This is a genomic window from Methylobacterium oxalidis, assembly GCF_007992195.1.
GTDB lineage: Bacteria > Pseudomonadota > Alphaproteobacteria > Rhizobiales > Beijerinckiaceae > Methylobacterium > Methylobacterium oxalidis.
In genome coordinates, this window is sequence record NZ_BJZU01000124.1 from 1 (window position 1) to 15009 (window position 15009).

General features: G+C 72.7%; 19 protein-coding genes. 9 read left to right on the forward strand and 10 right to left on the reverse strand.

Annotated features, from left to right (window positions below; all coding sequences use genetic code 11):
• Positions 1-56 precede the first annotated feature (56 nt).
• A complete protein-coding gene (locus MOX02_RS23865; RefSeq protein WP_147028323.1) occupies positions 57-251 on the reverse strand; it encodes a hypothetical protein in 195 nt (64 codons plus the stop codon).
• Between the two features lie 297 nt (positions 252-548).
• Between MOX02_RS23865 and MOX02_RS23870 the strand changes: the two genes are divergently transcribed.
• The 5 genes from MOX02_RS23870 to MOX02_RS23890 all read left to right on the forward strand — a co-directional run bounded on the left by MOX02_RS23870 (position 549) and on the right by MOX02_RS23890 (position 3592).
• Positions 549-1703, forward strand: a complete 1155-nt coding sequence (locus tag MOX02_RS23870; protein WP_147028324.1) for a PAS domain-containing protein — start codon at positions 549-551, stop codon at positions 1701-1703.
• 184 nt (positions 1704-1887) lie between these two features.
• Complete coding sequence (locus MOX02_RS23875) at positions 1888-2214, forward strand: hypothetical protein (RefSeq protein ID WP_147028325.1); 327 nt, start codon at positions 1888-1890, stop codon at positions 2212-2214.
• A gap of 526 nt (positions 2215-2740) precedes the next feature.
• Positions 2741-2926 carry a hypothetical protein gene (locus tag MOX02_RS23880; RefSeq protein WP_147028326.1) on the forward strand — a complete coding sequence of 62 codons (186 nt, stop codon included), beginning with the start codon at positions 2741-2743 and terminating at the stop codon, positions 2924-2926.
• A 34-nt stretch (positions 2927-2960) separates the two neighbouring features.
• Entirely contained in the window at positions 2961-3221 is a 261-nt protein-coding gene (locus tag MOX02_RS23885; RefSeq protein ID WP_373866781.1) for a hypothetical protein, read from the forward strand.
• A gap of 125 nt (positions 3222-3346) precedes the next feature.
• Complete coding sequence (locus MOX02_RS23890) at positions 3347-3592, forward strand: hypothetical protein (RefSeq protein WP_147028327.1); 246 nt, start codon at positions 3347-3349, stop codon at positions 3590-3592.
• A gap of 22 nt (positions 3593-3614) precedes the next feature.
• Here the strand turns inward: MOX02_RS23890 and MOX02_RS23895 are convergent, their stop codons facing one another.
• The 3 genes from MOX02_RS23895 to MOX02_RS23905 are packed head-to-tail and all read right to left on the reverse strand — an operon-like array spanning position 3615 to position 6202.
• Positions 3615-4373 carry an ABC transporter ATP-binding protein gene (locus MOX02_RS23895; protein ID WP_147028328.1) on the reverse strand — a complete coding sequence of 253 codons (759 nt, stop codon included), beginning with the start codon at positions 4371-4373 and terminating at the stop codon, positions 3615-3617.
• Positions 4374-4377: 4 nt separating this feature from the next.
• Positions 4378-5130, reverse strand: a complete 753-nt coding sequence (locus MOX02_RS23900) for an ABC transporter permease (protein WP_147028329.1) — start codon at positions 5128-5130, stop codon at positions 4378-4380.
• A gap of 34 nt (positions 5131-5164) precedes the next feature.
• On the reverse strand, positions 5165-6202 hold the full coding sequence (locus MOX02_RS23905; protein WP_147028330.1) for an ABC transporter substrate-binding protein: 1038 nt from the start codon (positions 6200-6202) through the stop codon (positions 5165-5167).
• A 376-nt stretch (positions 6203-6578) separates the two neighbouring features.
• On the opposite strand from MOX02_RS23905, the gene MOX02_RS31495 reads away from it, so the two are divergent.
• Together MOX02_RS31495 and MOX02_RS23910 are read left to right on the forward strand one after the other, a co-directional pair.
• Positions 6579-6740: a hypothetical protein gene (locus tag MOX02_RS31495; protein ID WP_170267972.1), complete on the forward strand. Its 162-nt coding sequence runs from the start codon at positions 6579-6581 to the stop codon at positions 6738-6740.
• 108 nt (positions 6741-6848) lie between these two features.
• Positions 6849-7280 (forward strand): DUF3597 domain-containing protein, encoded by a 432-nt coding sequence (locus MOX02_RS23910; RefSeq protein WP_147028331.1) that lies wholly within the window; start codon positions 6849-6851, stop codon positions 7278-7280.
• Between the two features lie 65 nt (positions 7281-7345).
• Here the strand turns inward: MOX02_RS23910 and MOX02_RS23915 are convergent, their stop codons facing one another.
• Both MOX02_RS23915 and MOX02_RS23920 read right to left on the reverse strand, forming a co-directional pair.
• Positions 7346-8458, reverse strand: coding sequence for a polyamine ABC transporter substrate-binding protein (locus tag MOX02_RS23915; RefSeq protein ID WP_147028332.1), 1113 nt, complete (start codon positions 8456-8458; stop codon positions 7346-7348).
• Positions 8455-8826, reverse strand: a complete 372-nt coding sequence (locus MOX02_RS23920) for a RidA family protein (protein ID WP_147028333.1) — start codon at positions 8824-8826, stop codon at positions 8455-8457. Before MOX02_RS23920 ends, MOX02_RS23915 begins: the two co-directional genes overlap by 4 nt.
• Before the next feature lie 234 nt (positions 8827-9060).
• Between MOX02_RS23920 and MOX02_RS23925 the strand changes: the two genes are divergently transcribed.
• Positions 9061-9330: a GlsB/YeaQ/YmgE family stress response membrane protein gene (locus MOX02_RS23925; protein WP_147028334.1), complete on the forward strand. Its 270-nt coding sequence runs from the start codon at positions 9061-9063 to the stop codon at positions 9328-9330.
• Positions 9331-9448: 118 nt separating this feature from the next.
• On the opposite strand, the gene MOX02_RS23930 is transcribed toward MOX02_RS23925, so the two are convergent.
• From MOX02_RS23930 to rpsO, 4 genes are all read right to left on the reverse strand, one after another.
• A complete protein-coding gene (locus MOX02_RS23930) occupies positions 9449-9670 on the reverse strand; it encodes a YgaP family membrane protein (RefSeq protein ID WP_147028335.1) in 222 nt (73 codons plus the stop codon).
• A 104-nt stretch (positions 9671-9774) separates the two neighbouring features.
• Entirely contained in the window at positions 9775-10434 is a 660-nt protein-coding gene (locus MOX02_RS23935; RefSeq protein WP_147028336.1) for a glutathione S-transferase family protein, read from the reverse strand.
• A 131-nt stretch (positions 10435-10565) separates the two neighbouring features.
• On the reverse strand, positions 10566-12779 hold the full coding sequence (gene pnp / locus MOX02_RS23940; RefSeq protein WP_147028337.1) for a polyribonucleotide nucleotidyltransferase: 2214 nt from the start codon (positions 12777-12779) through the stop codon (positions 10566-10568).
• A gap of 201 nt (positions 12780-12980) precedes the next feature.
• A complete protein-coding gene (gene rpsO, locus MOX02_RS23945; protein WP_147028338.1) occupies positions 12981-13250 on the reverse strand; it encodes a 30S ribosomal protein S15 in 270 nt (89 codons plus the stop codon).
• A gap of 320 nt (positions 13251-13570) precedes the next feature.
• Between rpsO and MOX02_RS23950 the strand changes: the two genes are divergently transcribed.
• A complete protein-coding gene (locus tag MOX02_RS23950; RefSeq protein WP_147028339.1) occupies positions 13571-14998 on the forward strand; it encodes an amino acid permease in 1428 nt (475 codons plus the stop codon).
• The last annotated feature ends 11 nt before the right edge of the window (positions 14999-15009 follow it).

A 15009-nucleotide genomic window follows, 5' to 3' on the forward strand; every position in this document is an offset into this window, starting at 1 on the left:
GCGCCGCGCCCCACCTCCCTGACGGGCGAGGGAATCCGCGCGAGGTCAGGCCGGCCTCAGTGCACGCGCTCGGCGTAGATCGACCAGGGGTTCGGCGCGTAGGGGCCGGGCGCGTCCGGGTGCGGGTCGGCGGCGCGGGGCGCCTCCACGGCGATGTCCTCGAGCGCCTGATCGATGACCGCGCGGGGGTCGGCACCCTCGGCGAGGATCAGCCGGAGGGCGGCGATGAGCTGGGATTCGGCGTTCTGCATGGCGTCACCTGTGCCTGTGCGAGGCGGGCAGTGAAGCGCACGCTGCCGGCCCGGACTGTGCGCGGCCTCACACGGGCGCCGGCGGTCCTGCGGCGCGGGTCCTCGCGGCCGGGCGATCGGCGGGCACAAGACGGAACGGCCGCCCGGCGGGAGGTCGAAAGGCGCGCGAAATGCCGCGGGCGGTCCGGGACCCGCGCGGCGCTGGGTCAGATTCCAACGCAGCCGCGCAGCGTCGTCCATGCTAAACTGGGCGCCGGCGGCCCGGGCTCGGCCGCATTGCCGGGTGGACGCAGCGCCATGGCAGCCCAGGACGGAACCCACGACGAGATGTCCTCGATCTCCGGCACCGTGAATGCTGACGCTGCGGCGCGATACAACTATAAATTCCGCTCGCCGCTGTTCCGAATAGCGCTCGATGCCATCGGCGAGGCCGTCGTCATCACGACCGCGCAGCTCGAGCCGCCGGGCCCGGTCATCGCCTACGTGAACCCCGCCTTCAGCCGCCTGACCGGCTACGCCGCCGAGGAGGTGACCGGCCGGACGCCGCGCCTGCTGCAGGGGCCGCTCACCGACCGCGCCGCCCTCGACCGGCTGCGGGCGGACCTGACGGCGCGGGAGGCGTTCGAGGGCACGACCACCAACTACCGCAAGGACGGCACGCCCTACCTGCTGCACTGGCACATCACGCCCCTGCGCGACGAGGCCGGCGCCCTGACCCACTGGATCTCCCTGCAGCGGGAGATCGCGGAGGCCGGCTGGACCGAGCCGCGCACCCTCGGGCGCGTGCGCGGCCTCGCCGGGGAGGCCGAGGCCGGCCTCGCCCGCGGCATCGCCCCCGCCGCGGCGGAGGAGGGGGGCCGCGCGCTCGCCGTCCGGGAGGTCCGCGCCACCCTCGCCCTGGTGCGCTCGATCGTGCGCCGCACGGCCGACAGCGCGGAGGATGCGGGCGAGATCCTCGCCCATCTCGACGACCGCCTGCGCACGGCCGGGCGCCTGAAGCTCGCCGCGCTGCAGAGCCGGCCGGGCCTCGACCTCGCCCACCTCGTCGGCGAGGAGCTCTCGGCCTTCGAGATGCCGGAGCGCGCGCGGATCCGCATCTCGGGACCGGCGGTGAGCCTGCGGGGCCGCGCGGCCGAGCTCCTCGGCCTCGCCGTCCACGAGCTGACGACCAACGCGATCAAGTACGGCGCCCTCGCCGAGGCGGCGGGGCGGGTCTCGGTCCGCTGGCGCGTCGCCCGGCGGGACGGGGCGCCCCGCCTCGTCCTGCGCTGGGTCGAGGCGGGGGCGCAGCGGCCCGTCGCGCCTCCGGACCGGGCGGGCTTCGGCACGACGCTGCTGGAGCGGGTGCTGCCCGCCGATCTCGGGGCGCGCACGGAGCTCGACTTCGCCCCCGGCGGCCTCACCTGCCGGGTGGAGCTGCCGCTGCCCGGGGAGGAGGGCCGAATCCCCTGACGGGTCGGCGCGGGGCCGGCGGCAGGCACGGTTAAGGATGCGTGAAGCGCTACCCACGGACCCCGTCCCGCGCCGGGACGGCGTTCCGTACGCGGCGGTACGGTTAAGCTTTCGCTAACCATTGGGATCGAAACCGGGGATCGCGCCGCCCTATACCAGGGGGTGCCGAGTCGGATGGGGTGTCATGGCCGCCGGATACGTGATCGCGATCGCACTGGAGGCGGCCGGGCTGGTCGCGCTCGCGCTGGGATTGCTCATGGTCCGCGCCGAGAAACAGGCGAAGGCCGCGGAGCTCAAGGGCGTCCTGCGCTCGGGCCAGCCGATCCAGCGCGCGCCCCGCGTCGCGGCGCCCCCCGCGCGCCTCGAGCCCGCCGCGATTCCCGCGGGGGACATCCTCGTGACGGGAGCGCCGGCCGACGCGTCCCTCGGCCCGTCCGAGGCCCGCGAGGCCCTGCGCCGCGCCTTCCCGGACCTGCCCGAATTCCCGACCGCGCCCCGCGCGGCGGCCTGAGGCGCGATCCGAGGCCCGCGCCGCGCGCCCCGCGACGTCGCCGCGGGTTCAGCTCAGGAGCGCGCTCAGACCGCTGCCGCACAGGACGACGAAGGCCAGGGTCATGATGAACTTGAAGTCCTCGATCCGCTCGCTCATGGCATCCTCGACCGCAACGCGCCCGCCTCATGCGGGATGAGGCGAGGATCGCGGAACCGGACACTTTTCGCAGTGTGATTCATCACGGCTTAACGGGTTGCACAGGCTATCCACACGGCAGCGTTGACGATGCGTTAAGACCTGGCCGAGATGGGCGCGGCCGTTAACGCGAATCATCGCGGGACGCGCGGAACCAGCGTGGCCGCGGCGCGTTCGGCTCAAGGTCTCAACAACCGACAGGCCTTCCCAAGGCCGACACGGCCCGCCTCCTCCCCAGGAGGCGGGCCGTTTCGCGCGCGGCTTCCGCCGGCGGCCGCGCCGCTCCCCCCGCAAGCTGGTATGGTTCAGCCGTGCCCGGCCCGGGGCCTGTCGAAGCGGAGTCGCCCAGATGCGCAACCTTCTCCTCCTCCTCATCCTGGTCGCGGCGGGCTTCGTCCTCGTCGCCATGTACGTGGCGCCGACGCAGCCGCAACTGCGCGCGTGGTACCGCGACAACGCCTGCGTCCATCTCGACAAGGTCAGCCCGCAGATCTGCGCGCCGATCCGCCAGGCGGACGGTGGCCAGGGCGCCTGAGGCGCGCCCCGGCCTGCGCGGGGCCCTGGACTGGATGTTCCGCAACCGGGAGACCGGGGCGATCACGGTCGGGCAGTGGCCGAACGCGCCGCTCTGGCTCTTCCTGGGGCTTTCCGGCGCGGCCTACCTCTGGGGCACGGACGGGGCGGCCGGGCGCGCGCTGCGCCTCGCGGCGGCGGCCTGCCTCGCCGTCTGGGCGCTCGACGAGGTCTTCCGCGGCGTCAACCCGTGGCGGCGCCTCCTCGGCGGCACCGTGCTGGCGGGCCTCACCGCGTCGTTCGCCGGGCTCCTCTGAGCGGGCCCCCGACGGGCGGGGGCGGCGCTCAAGAAGAATTGATGGCGCACAATCGACTTGACCCTGGCTGCCGGCCCGGTATCGCGTGCAACCCTGTTCTCGAGGGAACGCGGCGGGGAGACACGATGACGGATGCGGGCGCCAGGCCCAATCTGCGCGCGGGCGTCGCGGAGCGGGAGCGCGTGCTCCGGCGCATCGCCGAGACGCTGGAGGTGTCGCTCGCCGACTTCTCCGAGGTGACCGTGCGGGTGGGCAGCGCCGAGCCGTCCGCGGCGGAGTGCTCCGACCTCCTGGCGGCCTTCCACCGCATCCCCGACCCGGATCTGCGCCGCCGCTGCCTCGGCCTGGTGCGGGCCTTCGGCGCCGCCTGATCCGCCCCTCCGCGAGCGGCGCTCAGAGATCCGCCGAGCGGCGGGACAGCTCGGCCCGCAGGCTGCGGGCGGCGTCGAGCAGTGCGGCGTCGCGGCGCGGGCGCGGGCGGGGCACGTCGATGCGCACCTCCGCCGCCACCCGGCCGGGGCTGCCGGCCAGCACCACCACCCGGTCGGCCAGCGTCACCGCCTCGTCGATGTCGTGGGTGACGAACAGCACCGTCTTGCCGGTCTGCGCCTTGATCCGCTGCAGCTCGTCCTGCAGCCCCTCGCGGGTGAAGCTGTCGAGGGCCGAGAAGGGCTCGTCCATCAGGAGCACGTCGGGCTCGACGGCGAGCGCCCTGGCGATGGCGACGCGCTGGCGCTGCCCGCCGGAGAGCTGGTGCGGCCAGCGCCCGCCGAGGTCGGCGAGGCCGACGAGGGCCAGCATCTCGGCGGCCTTGGCGCGGCGCTCCGCGCGGGAGAGGCCCGAGCCTTCGAGGCCGAAGGCGACGTTGTCGATCACCCGCCGCCAGGGCAGCAGCCGCGCGTCCTGGAACACCAGGGCCATCGGCGTGCGGCAGCCGGGCCGCGTGTCGAGGCGGACCTTGCCGGCGCTCGGCCGGGCGAGCCCGATCAGCACCCGCAGCAGGGTCGACTTGCCGACGCCGGACTCGCCGACGATGACCACGAACTCGCCTCGCGCGATCGTGAGGTCGAGGTTCGACAGGATGACGTTGCGGACGCCCCCGCGCTCGTAGGCGAGGCTCAGGGCCCGGATGTCGATGATCGCGTCGGCCATCGGCTCAGGCCCGCCAGCGCAGGAGCCAGCCCTGCAGCGCCACGAAGGCGGAGTCGAACAGCCCGTAGAGGGCCGCCATGGTGAGCATGTAGACGACCACGATGTCGGTGGAGAGGAGGCTGGAAGCCTGCATCATGCGCTGGCCGACGCCGGGCACGCCGAAGATCTCGGCGGCCACCACCGCCATCCAGGCCTGGCCGAGCGCGGTGCGCAGGCCGACGAGGATGCCGGGCGTGGCCGCCGGCAGCAGGATCTTGGTGAGGCGCGCCAGGGGCGAGCGGAAGCCGAAGGCCTGCGCCACCTCGATCAGGTCGCGGTCGACGCCGCGCACCGCCCCTTGCGTCGCGAAGAACACGATCCAGAACACGCCGATGGCGATGATGAACACCGCCGCCGAGGGCTGCACACCGAACCAGATGATCGCGAAGGGCACCCAGGCGAGGCCGGGGATCGGGCGCAGCAGCCGCACGATCCAGGCCGTGAAGGACTCGAAGGGCCGGAACATGCCGCTGAGGAGGCCGAGACCGACGCCCGCGCCCGCGCCCGCGAGGAGCCCCGCCACGTAGTGGCTCAGGCTCGACAGCACGGCCTCCGGCCAGATCCCGAGGGAGACCTCCCGCAGGAAGGCGGCGGGGATCGTGCTCGGCGGCGGCAGGAAGGCGGGGTTGATCAGCCCGAGCCGCGGCATCGCCTCCCAGAACAGGAGGAAGGCGAGGAGGCCGGCGGCGGCGAGCAGCGTCGAGCGGACGAGGGACATCAACGGAGGATCGGGCGGGGGATCGGGCGACGCCTCAGCGCCGGGTCGCCTTCTCGTAGTAGCTCGGCACGAACAGGCCGTCGGTGGGGATGTCCTTGTCCAGCGTGCCGATGCTGACCTGGTAGGCCTGCATCTTCTTGGTCGCCTCGATGATGGCGCGCGGGTCCGCGGTGAAGCGGGAGGCGGGCGAGGTCAGGGCCTTCTGGATCGTGGCGACGTCGGTGATGCCCTTGCCGAGCGCCTGCTCGACGGGCACGGCGGCGCGGGCCGGGTCGCTCTTCAGGAGCTCGGTCGCCTTGACCACCGCCCTGACGAGGCCCTCGACGGCCTGCGGGTTCTTGTCCGCGAAGGCGCCGAACACGCCCACGACCGTGCCCGGCTGGTCCGGGAACATCTCGCCGCCGGTGGCCACGAGCTTGATGGCGGGGTTGCGGCCCTGCACGATGGTGAGCGCCGGCTCGCGGATCGAGGCGCCGTCGACGGCGCCGGCGAGCAGCGCCTGCTGCGTGGCGTCGATGCCCATCGCCACGATCTCGGCATCGGCCTTGTCGGCCTTGGCGACCTGCCAGAGCCAGTGCTGGAGCGTGGTGTTGGGCACGGAGCCGGGGGGCTGCGTCGCGAGGCGGGCCGCGCGGCCCTCCTTGGCGCGGAACGCCTTGAGGGCCTCGCCCTTGGAGGCGCCGTCCTTGAAGTAGGGGGCGAGCTTGGGGCCGGCGACGAACACCATCTCCTCGATGGCGGTGGCGGCCACGACCCGCACGTCGATGTTCTTGGTCCGCGCCACCGCGAGCGGCGCGATGCCGGCCACGTAGACGTCGATCGTGCCGGAGGCCAGCGCCTGGATCATATTCGGCCCGGACTCGAAGGTGGTGAAGGTCGGCGCGAGGCCCGCCTCCTTGAGCCAGCCCTCGCCGTTGGCCACGAAGACGGGCGCGGCGCCGACGACCGGGATCACGCCGATGCGCACCGGCACGGGGGCGCCCTGCGCCTCGGCGCTCCGCGTGAGGCCCTGGCCGCCGGCGAGGAGGGCGGCGGCCGTGAGGAACGCCTTGAGGACGGGGAGGAGGCGCATGCGGCAGGAATCCGAACGGGATTGGGGCCGTCCCCATGCCACAGGCGGGCAAAACTTCAAATACCCTTGTGGCGCCGTGAATTAGGCCGCCCCGGCGCCGCGAAGAGACGCGGCCTCGCACGCCGGGGGACGCGGCATCGCGCGCCGAGGACGGCACGGGCGCGATCCTCCCCGGGCTCGGGACCAATCTTGACAGCCGGACCGGCAGATCGAAGACCGGCGCGCATTCGGGCCGCAGGGTCGATTCGAGTGCACGATCCCGTCCGGCCCGGGATCCGGAACCCGATCCCCGGGACCGGGTTTCGGCCGGGCGCCGGGCGATTGCGCGGGCACCGCCCGCCTCATCCATCTCCCCGGCAAGGACAGGGCGGCAGGGTTGATCGTTGTCTCGAGTTTCCTCTGCCTCGCGGCCGGCGTCGGCCTCGCGGCCGCCTCGCTGCGGTTCCCGGACCGCGCGCCGGCTCTGGAGCGGTGGAGCGGGGTCTGCCTCGTGGCCGGGCTGGCGCTGCTCGGGGCGGGCCTCCAGCTCCGGCGCTGAGGGCGGGGCGCGCGGCCGGAACACGGCCAAGCCGGCCGCCGTTGTCTCCCGGCTGCCCCGCGGGCGGCCCCGATCCCCACGATCGCGCGACAATCAGGGAGTTGAGCCATGAGCCTCATCGGCAGCATCGTCAGCAAGATCCTGCACCCGTTCGGCGGAGGCTCGGCGGAGGCGGCCGAGTCGAAGCCCGGCGCCTCGGGCGGCCCGGCCGGCGGATCGAGCAACCCGGCCTCGACGGCGACGACGGGCGGCAGCGCGGCGGCCCCGGCCGGCGGCGGCGGCTCGGTCGACGTGGAGGCCGTCCTCAACGAGATGGCCTCGAAGAACCCGCAGAAGCTGAACTGGCGCACCTCCATCGTCGACCTGATGAAGCTGCTCGACCTCGATTCCAGCCTGCACGCCCGCCAGCAGCTCGCCGACGAGCTGCACTACTCGGGCGACAAGAACGACTCCGCCTCGATGAACATCTGGCTGCACAAGCAGGTGATCAAGAAGCTGGAGGAGAACGGCGGCAAGGTCCCGGCCGACCTCAAGGACTGAGGCTGCGGCGGCGGGGGCCTCCCCCGCCGCCCTCCCTCCGGGGCGCGTCGCCCCCGGTCCCGCCCTCAGCGGCCGGTCCGGACCCGCGTCCAGAGCCGCGTCACGAAGCGCTGGGTGCGGTCGTCCCAGGCGGTGTTGGTGGAGAGGCGCTGCATCGTCGCCTCGTCCGGGTAGATGCCGGTGTTGCCCAGGATCTCCGGCCGCACGAACTTCTTCGCCGGCAGGTTGCCGCTGGCGTAGGACACGAAGTTGGTGTTGGCCGCCGCCACCTCCGGCCGCATCATGTAGTCGATGAAGATGTGGGCCTCGGCCGGGTGGGGCGCGTCCTTGGGGATCGCGAAGGCGTCGAACCACATCAGCGCGCCCTCGCGGGGGATGACGTAGCCGATCTCGACCCCGTTCTTGGCCTCCTCGGCGCGCTTGCGGGCCTGCAGCACGTCGCCCGAGTAGCCCACCGCCACGCAGAGGTCGCCGTTGGCGAGCGCCTGGATGTACTCCGAGGAGTGGAACTTCCGGACCGTGCCGCGCACCTTGTAGAGGGCGTCGGTGACCTGGGTGATGTCGTCCCAGCGCTTCGAATCCGCCTTGAGCCCGTAGGCCGGCAGCATGCTGGGGATCAGGTCCTCGGGGCTGTCGAGCATCATGATCCCGCAATCCTTGAGCCTGTTCGCGCTCGCCGGATTGAGGACGAGGTTCCAGGTGTTGAGGGGCGTGGCGGCGCCGAGGCGCTCGCGCACCGCGCCGAGGTTCAGGCCGATCCCGGTCGTGCCCCACATGTAGTCGACCGCGTAGGTGTTGCCGGGGTCGTAGGCCGCGAGGCGCCCGGCGATCTCCGGCCAGGCGTTGGCGAGGTTCGGGATCTTGGCCTTGTCGAGAGGCTGGAAGGCGCCAGCCCGGATGAGCCGCTGCAGGAAGGGCCCCGAGGGCACGACGACGTCGTAGCCCGAGCGGCCGGCGAGCAGCTTCGTCTCCAGGATCTCGTTGTTGTCGTAGGTGTCGTAGACGACCTTGATGCCGGTCTCCCGGGTGAAGCCCTCCAGCACCTTGGGGTCGATATAGTCCGACCAGTTGTAGACGTTGACGACGCGCTCCTCGGCGGCGGCCGGGCCCGCCGCGAGCCCGAGGGGCGCGAGGAGGAGGGCGGCGAGCGCCCCCCGGACGAGCCCGCGCCGCCTCACCGGGCGCCCCCGGCCGCGCCGCGCGCCGCCGTCACCACGATCTCGACGAGGTATTGCGGCCCTGCGAGCTTCGCCTCCACGGTGGCGCGGGCGGGCGGGTTCGTCCTGTCGACCCAGGCGTCCCAGGCGGCGTTCATCTCGGCGAAGGTGCCCATGTCGGCGAGGTAGATCGTCGCCGCCAGGATCCGGCTCTTGTCGCTGCCCGCCGCCTCGAGCAGCCGGTCGATCTCGGCCAGGATCGCCTGCGTCTGGGCCGTGACCCCGGTGCCGACCGTATCGGCGGCGACCTGCCCGGCGAGGTAGACGGTGCTGCCGTAGGCGACCGCCTGGCTCATGCGCGGGCCCGACTCGAAACGCTCAATCGTCATGGTGACCTGACTTCCTCGGATTGCGCGGGCCGTTCTCGGCCTGCCGCAGCCTTGTGCCGCCGGAGGGCCGCGACCGTAAAGGGGCGGCCCGCGCGAACCGGCCGGAGGGGCGCCGAAATGGGGCCGGACGGGCCCGTCTCGCGCCTGCGACAAACTTTCCGCGCGCCGCGCAACCAGATCCGCCGTCGGCACGTTGCTTTCGCAGGTTACAGCGAAGCTCAGGATCCACGGGCCATGTTCTCGATCATCGGAACCATCATCATCGGCTTCATCGCCGGCGTCATCGCCAAGTTCCTCATGCCCGGCGACAACGAGCCGTCGGGCTTCATCCTCACCACCATCCTCGGCATCGTCGGCGCCTTCGTGGCGACCTTCATCGGCCAGGCGGTCGGCTGGTACGGGCCGAACCAGGGCGCCGGCTTCATCGGCGCCATCGTCGGCGCCGTGATCGTGCTGGCGATCTACGGCTTCGTGGCCGGCCGCAGCCGCACCACGACGCTCTGACCGGCACGCCCGGTCGGATGCGGGAAGGGGCGCCGCGAGGCGCCCCTTTTTTCGTCGTCCGCGCCTGTCGGCCCGCGGATCCGCGTCCGCCCGAGGCGGATGGGGAGGGCGGCCGCCCTCAGAGGTGCTCTGAGGCCGCCTTGACGGCGCAGTGGCCGGTGGCGCCGCGGATCGCGAGACCGGCACCGACGATCAGCGCGGCGAGGCTCAGGAGCTTGTTCGGGCGCGGCTGCGCGGCCGCCGCCGCGATCCCGAGGCCCAGCACCACCGAGACGGCCCGCTCGGTGGTCGTCAGGTTCTGCTGGCCGCTGAAGATGTCGTGGATCATCGCGTTCGCCATCGGCGTCGTCTCCGGTTCGAGGGGGTCTCGCGGGGCGAACGCGGGGGCGCGGGCGGCGTTCCGCGGGCCTGTGCCGCACCGCACCCTCGAGCGTGCCGCCCGGCTCAGCCGGCCCGCTGCTGCCCGGTTTGCTGCTGGCGCTCGGCGAGCAGCGCGTCGTCGATCCCGCGGGCGCGGATGGCGGCCGGGCGGTCCGTCAGGCGGGCCACGTAGGATTCGAAGGCCGGCCGCTTCTCCAGCGTCCCGAAGGACATGCCCCAGCCGAGATGCGAGCCGACATAGACGTCGGCCGCCGTGAACTGGTCGCCGCAGATGTAGTCGCGGCCCGCGATCGCCCCTTCGAGGGCGTCGAGCACCGCCGCGAGGCTGCCGTAGCCCACCATGCCGCGCATGCGCGGATCGTCCGGCACCACGACGCCGAGGGTCTTGTTGGTGGTGGCGGCCTCGACGGGTCCCGCCGCGAAGAACATCCAGCGATAGTAGGGGCCGCGGGCCCGGCTGCCGTGGGACGGGGCGAGGTTCGCCTGCGGGAAGGCGTCGGCGAGATACGCGCAGATGGCCGCGGTCTCCGTCACCACGGTGTCGCCGTGGCGGATCGCCGGGACCTTCCCCATCGGGTTGAGGGCGAGGTACGCGGCCGCCCGCGCCGAGCCGCCGAAATCCAGGAGATCGGTCCGGTAGGGCTGGCCGACCTCCTCCAGCATCCAGCGGACGATGCGCCCGCGCGACATGGGGTGGGTGAAGAAGACGATTTCGTCGGACATGGCGGCCTCCCTGTTCCGTCGCGGCGATTCGCCGTCGGCGGGAAGAGAGCACAAAGAGGCCCGGCTCCAAATGACAAGCGCGGCCCCGAAGGGCCGCGCTCGCCAGTACGTTCAGGCTTCGATGAGGCCGGTCACTCGCCGGCGTTGCGGCGCTCGCCGCGCTCGCGGCGGGGTTCCTGGTCGCCGCCGCGGTCGCCGCGATCGGCCCGCTCGGCGTCACGCTGGGCCTTCAGCTTCTCGGAGATGTCCTCGCCGGTCTGCTGGTCGACGACCTTCATCGAGAGGCGGATCTTGCCGCGGTCGTCCTGGCCCAGGAACTTCACCTTCACCTTGTCGCCTTCCTTGACGACGTCCGTCACCTTGGCGACGCGGTGGGCGGCGAGCTCCGAGATGTGGACGAGGCCGTCCTTGGCGCCGAAGAAGTTCACGAACGCGCCGAACTCCATCGTCTTCACGACGGTGCCGTCGTAGATCATGCCCGGCTCGGCCTCGGCGACGATCGAGCGGATCCAGTTGTAGGCCGCCTTGATCGCCTTGCCGTCCGAGGAGGCGATCTTCACGATGCCGGTGTCCTCGATGTTGATCTTGGCGCCGGTCTTCTCGACGATCTCGCGGATCACCTTGCCGCCCGTGCCGATCACCTCGCGGATCTTGTCGGTCGGGATCTGCATGGTCTCGATGCGCGGCGCGTACTCGCCGAGCTCGGGCCGCGCGGCGGTGAGCGCCTTGGCCATCTCGGCGAGGATGTGGGCGCGGCCGTCCTTCGCCTGGGCGAGGGCGACCTGCATGATCTCCTCGGTGATGCCGGCGATCTTGATGTCCATCTGGAGGGAGGTGACGCCCTCCTCGGTGCCGGCAACCTTGAAGTCCATGTCGCCGAGGTGATCCTCGTCGCCGAGGATGTCGGAGAGCACCGCGTAGCGCTCACCCTCGAGGATGAGGCCCATGGCGATGCCGGCGACCGGGCGGCGGAGCGGCACGCCCGCGTCCATCAGCGACAGCGAGCCGCCGCAGACGGAGGCCATCGAGGAGGAGCCGTTCGACTCCGTGATCTCGGACACGACGCGGATCGTGTACGGGAACTCGTGGGCCGGCGGCAGCACCGGGTGGATCGCCCGCCAGGCGAGCTTGCCGTGGCCGATCTCGCGCCGGCCCGGCGAGCCCATGCGGCCGGTCTCGCCGACCGAATAGGGCGGGAAGTTGTAGTGAAGGAGGAACGTCTCCTTGTACGTGCCCTCCAGCGCGTCGATGAACTGCTCGTCCTCGCCGGTGCCGAGGGTCGCCACCACGAGGGCCTGCGTCTCGCCGCGGGTGAACAGGGCGGAGCCGTGGGCGCGGGGCAGCACGCCGACCTCGGAGAGGATCGGGCGGACCGTCTTCACGTCGCGGCCGTCGATGCGCGAGCCGGTGTCGAGGATGTTCCAGCGGACCACCTTCGACTGCGCCTCCTTGAAGGCGGCCTTGACCTTCTCGGGGGAGAACCTCTGCTCGCCCTCGGCCGGGCACAGTGCCGCCACGACCTTCGCCTTCACGGCATCGACGGCAGCGTAGCGCTCCTGCTTGACGGTCTTCCTGTAGGCGTCGCGCAGCTCCGCCTCGCAGATCTCGAGCACGGCCGTCTCGACGTCGGCGTTCTCGGGCGCCCGGAAGTCGCGCGGCTCCTTGGCGGCCTTCTCGGCCAGCCGGATGATCGCCTCGATGACCGGCTGGAAGTGCTTGTGGCCGAACATCACGGCCCCGAGCATCACGTCCTCGGAGAGCTCACGCGCCTCCGACTCGACCATCAGCACGGCGTCCTGGGTGCCGGCGACGACGAGGTCGAGGGTCGAGTCGTCCATCTCGGTGACGAGCGGATTCAGCTTGTAGCCGCCGTTGAGGTAGCCGACGCGGGCCGCGCCGATCGGGCCCATGAAGGGCACGCCGGAGAGCGTCAGGGCGGCGGAGGCCGCGACCATCGCGACCACGTCCGGGTCGTTCTCGAGGTCGTGGGTCAGCACCGTGACGACGACCTGGGTGTCATTGCGCCAGCCCTCGACGAAGAGGGGGCGGATCGGGCGGTCGATCAGGCGGGAGACCAGGGTCTCCTTCTCCGAGGGCCGGCCCTCGCGCTTGAAGTAGCCGCCCGGGATGCGGCCGGCGGCGTAGGCGCGCTCCTGGTAGTTCACGGTGAGCGGCAGGAAGTCGATCCCGGCCTTGGGCTCCTTCATGGAGACGACGGTGGCGAGCACCGAGGTCTCGCCGTAGGTCGCCACCACGGCGCCGTCGGCCTGGCGGGCGACCTTGCCGGTCTCCAGCACCAGCTTGCGGTCACCCCACATCAGCTCTTCGCGTTGGACGTCGAACATATCTCTCATGCCTTCATGCGGTCGGGCGAACCCGGCGCCGCCAGCGGCAAGACGGCGAGAGGCTCGCACGCGCGAGCCTCTCGCGATCCTGCCCTGGCGCCTCGCCTCGAAGTCGCCCGGGGATCCGGCGGGCCGGACCCATTCCGCCCCGCCGATGATGAAACGCGGTCCCGGGCCGGGCCCGGAACCGCGCGGGAAGTCCTAGCGGCGGATGCCCAGGCGCTCGATCAGCGAGCGGTAGCGGGCCTCGTCCTTGCGCTTCACGTAGTCGAGCAGCGAGCGGCGCTGCGAGACCAGCTTCAGGAGGCCGCGGCGGGAGTGGTTGTCCTTGCCGTGGGTCTTGAAGTGCTGGGTCAGGTTGGTGATCCGCTCGGTGAGGATCGCCACCTGGACCTCCGGCGAGCCGGTGTCCTTGCCGCCCGTTGCGTATTCCTTGATGAGCGCGGTCTTGCGCTCTGCCGTGATCGACATCGCGGTCTGCCTTTCGGTATCGGGTGTCGGAGGGGCCGGCCCCCTCTCGGGGCGGCCTCGGGGCCCGGGTCTCGGCCGCTGCCGGGATGTCGTCCAGCAGGGTCTGTCCCCCAAGCGATTCAAGCCCCGCCCGTCGCCGGGTCGAGGCGGGCCGGACCATACACGAAACCGCCGGGAGCGCCAGCCCTCCGGCGCGGGCGGCCACTCCCGGCACGGGACGTGCCGCGGCGGGGGCCCGGAATTCCGCCGGCATCGCGTGTCCGGATCGTGTACCGGGGCCGTCGCGCGCCGGAACGCCCGTCCCGAGGAGACACCCCGCCATGCCCGCCCCCGGACGCACCCGACCCTCCCTCAAGCCCATCGACCGGGTCATCGAGGAGGCGGAGCGGGGCGGGGTGCCGCTCGCCCGCACCCTCTCGGCCTTCAGCCTCGGCTGCATCGGGGTCGGCGCCACGATCGGGGCCGGGATCTTCGTGCTCACCGGCACCGCCGCGGCGCAGTATGCGGGGCCCGGCCTCGTGATCTCCTTCCTGCTGGGCGGCTTCGCCAGCGCCTGCGTCGGCCTGTGCTACGCGGAGCTCGCCGCGATGATCCCGGTGCCGGGCTCGACCTACACCTACGCACACGTCACGCTCGGGCGGCTCGCCGCCTGGATCGTCGGCTGGGACCTCGTGCTCGAGTTCGCGATGGCCGCCGCCACCGTGGCGGTGGGCTGGTCGGGCTACGCGCAGAGCCTCGCCGCCGATCTCGGCCTGCGCCTGCCGGCCGCGCTCGCCGCCGCGCCCGGGGCGGGCGGGGTCGCGAACCTGCCGGCGGCGGCCATCGTGCTCGCGCTCAGCGGCCTCCTGATGGCCGGGAACCGGCGCGCCGCGGGGGCGAACGCCGCCCTCGTCGTCCTCAAGGTCGCGATCATCCTGGCCTTCATCGCGGTGGGGGCGTGGCACGTCGACCCGGCCCTGTGGTCGCCGCTCGTGCCGCCGAACGAGGGCCGCTTCGGGGCGTTCGGCTGGAGCGGGGTGCTGCGCGGCGCGGGCGTCGTGTTCTTCGCCTTCATCGGCTTCGAGACGGTGGCGACGGCGGCGGGCGAGACCCGGGCGCCGCGGCGGGACCTGCCGGCGGGCCTGATCGGGGCGCTCGCCGTGACCACGCTCCTCTACGTGGCGGTGGCGGGGGTGCTGACCGGGCTCGTGCCCTACCGGGAGCTGGCGGTGGCCGACCCGATCGCCAGGGCGATCGACGCGGTCGGGCTCGGCGCCTTCGCGATCGTGATCAAGCTCGGGGCGCTCGTCGGACTCACCACGGCGACGCTCACCGCCCTCTACGGCCAGACCCGGATCTCCTACGCCATGGCCCGGGACGGCCTGCTGCCGGCGGCCTTCGGGCGGGTGAGCGCGGGCACGCGCACGCCGGTGCTGAGCCAGGGGCTGACCGGCGCGGCGACGGCCGCCGTCGCCGCGCTCGTGCCGATCGAGGTGCTGGGCGAGCTCGTCAGCATCGGGACGCTCCTCGCCTTCACGCTGGTCTGCGCCTGCGTGCTGCTGCTGCGGCGCCGGGAGCCGGAGCGGGCCCGTCCGTTCCGGGTGCCGGCGGCGCCCCTCGTGGCGGGCCTCGGCATCCTCGCCTGCCTCGCCCTGATGGCGGGCCTGCCGGCCGACACCTGGCTGCGGCTCGGCCTGTGGCTGGCTCTGGGCCTCGCGATCTACGCCGCCTACGGGCGGGCGCGGGCCGATCCCGCCCGGGAGAGGTGAGGGCGCGGCGG

Bases quoted from the DNA above. Each gene is read 5' to 3' on its own strand.
- MOX02_RS23865 (WP_147028323.1), bottom strand. From the start codon at position 251: ATGCAGAACGCCGAATCCCAGCTCATCGCCGCCCTCCGGCTGATCCTC.
- MOX02_RS23870 (WP_147028324.1), top strand. From the start codon at position 549: ATGGCAGCCCAGGACGGAACCCACGACGAGATGTCCTCGATCTCCGGC.
- MOX02_RS23875 (WP_147028325.1), top strand. From the start codon at position 1,888: ATGGCCGCCGGATACGTGATCGCGATCGCACTGGAGGCGGCCGGGCTG.
- MOX02_RS23880 (WP_147028326.1), top strand. From the start codon at position 2,741: ATGCGCAACCTTCTCCTCCTCCTCATCCTGGTCGCGGCGGGCTTCGTC.
- MOX02_RS23885 (WP_373866781.1), top strand. From the start codon at position 2,961: ATGTTCCGCAACCGGGAGACCGGGGCGATCACGGTCGGGCAGTGGCCG.
- MOX02_RS23890 (WP_147028327.1), top strand. From the start codon at position 3,347: ATGACGGATGCGGGCGCCAGGCCCAATCTGCGCGCGGGCGTCGCGGAG.
- MOX02_RS23895 (WP_147028328.1), bottom strand. From the start codon at position 4,373: ATGGCCGACGCGATCATCGACATCCGGGCCCTGAGCCTCGCCTACGAG.
- MOX02_RS23900 (WP_147028329.1), bottom strand. From the start codon at position 5,130: ATGTCCCTCGTCCGCTCGACGCTGCTCGCCGCCGCCGGCCTCCTCGCC.
- MOX02_RS23905 (WP_147028330.1), bottom strand. From the start codon at position 6,202: ATGCGCCTCCTCCCCGTCCTCAAGGCGTTCCTCACGGCCGCCGCCCTC.
- MOX02_RS23910 (WP_147028331.1), top strand. From the start codon at position 6,849: ATGAGCCTCATCGGCAGCATCGTCAGCAAGATCCTGCACCCGTTCGGC.
- MOX02_RS23920 (WP_147028333.1), bottom strand. From the start codon at position 8,826: ATGACGATTGAGCGTTTCGAGTCGGGCCCGCGCATGAGCCAGGCGGTC.
- MOX02_RS23925 (WP_147028334.1), top strand. From the start codon at position 9,061: ATGTTCTCGATCATCGGAACCATCATCATCGGCTTCATCGCCGGCGTC.
- MOX02_RS23930 (WP_147028335.1), bottom strand. From the start codon at position 9,670: ATGGCGAACGCGATGATCCACGACATCTTCAGCGGCCAGCAGAACCTG.
- MOX02_RS23935 (WP_147028336.1), bottom strand. From the start codon at position 10,434: ATGTCCGACGAAATCGTCTTCTTCACCCACCCCATGTCGCGCGGGCGC.
- pnp (WP_147028337.1), bottom strand. From the start codon at position 12,779: ATGTTCGACGTCCAACGCGAAGAGCTGATGTGGGGTGACCGCAAGCTG.
- rpsO (WP_147028338.1), bottom strand. From the start codon at position 13,250: ATGTCGATCACGGCAGAGCGCAAGACCGCGCTCATCAAGGAATACGCA.
- MOX02_RS23950 (WP_147028339.1), top strand. From the start codon at position 13,571: ATGCCCGCCCCCGGACGCACCCGACCCTCCCTCAAGCCCATCGACCGG.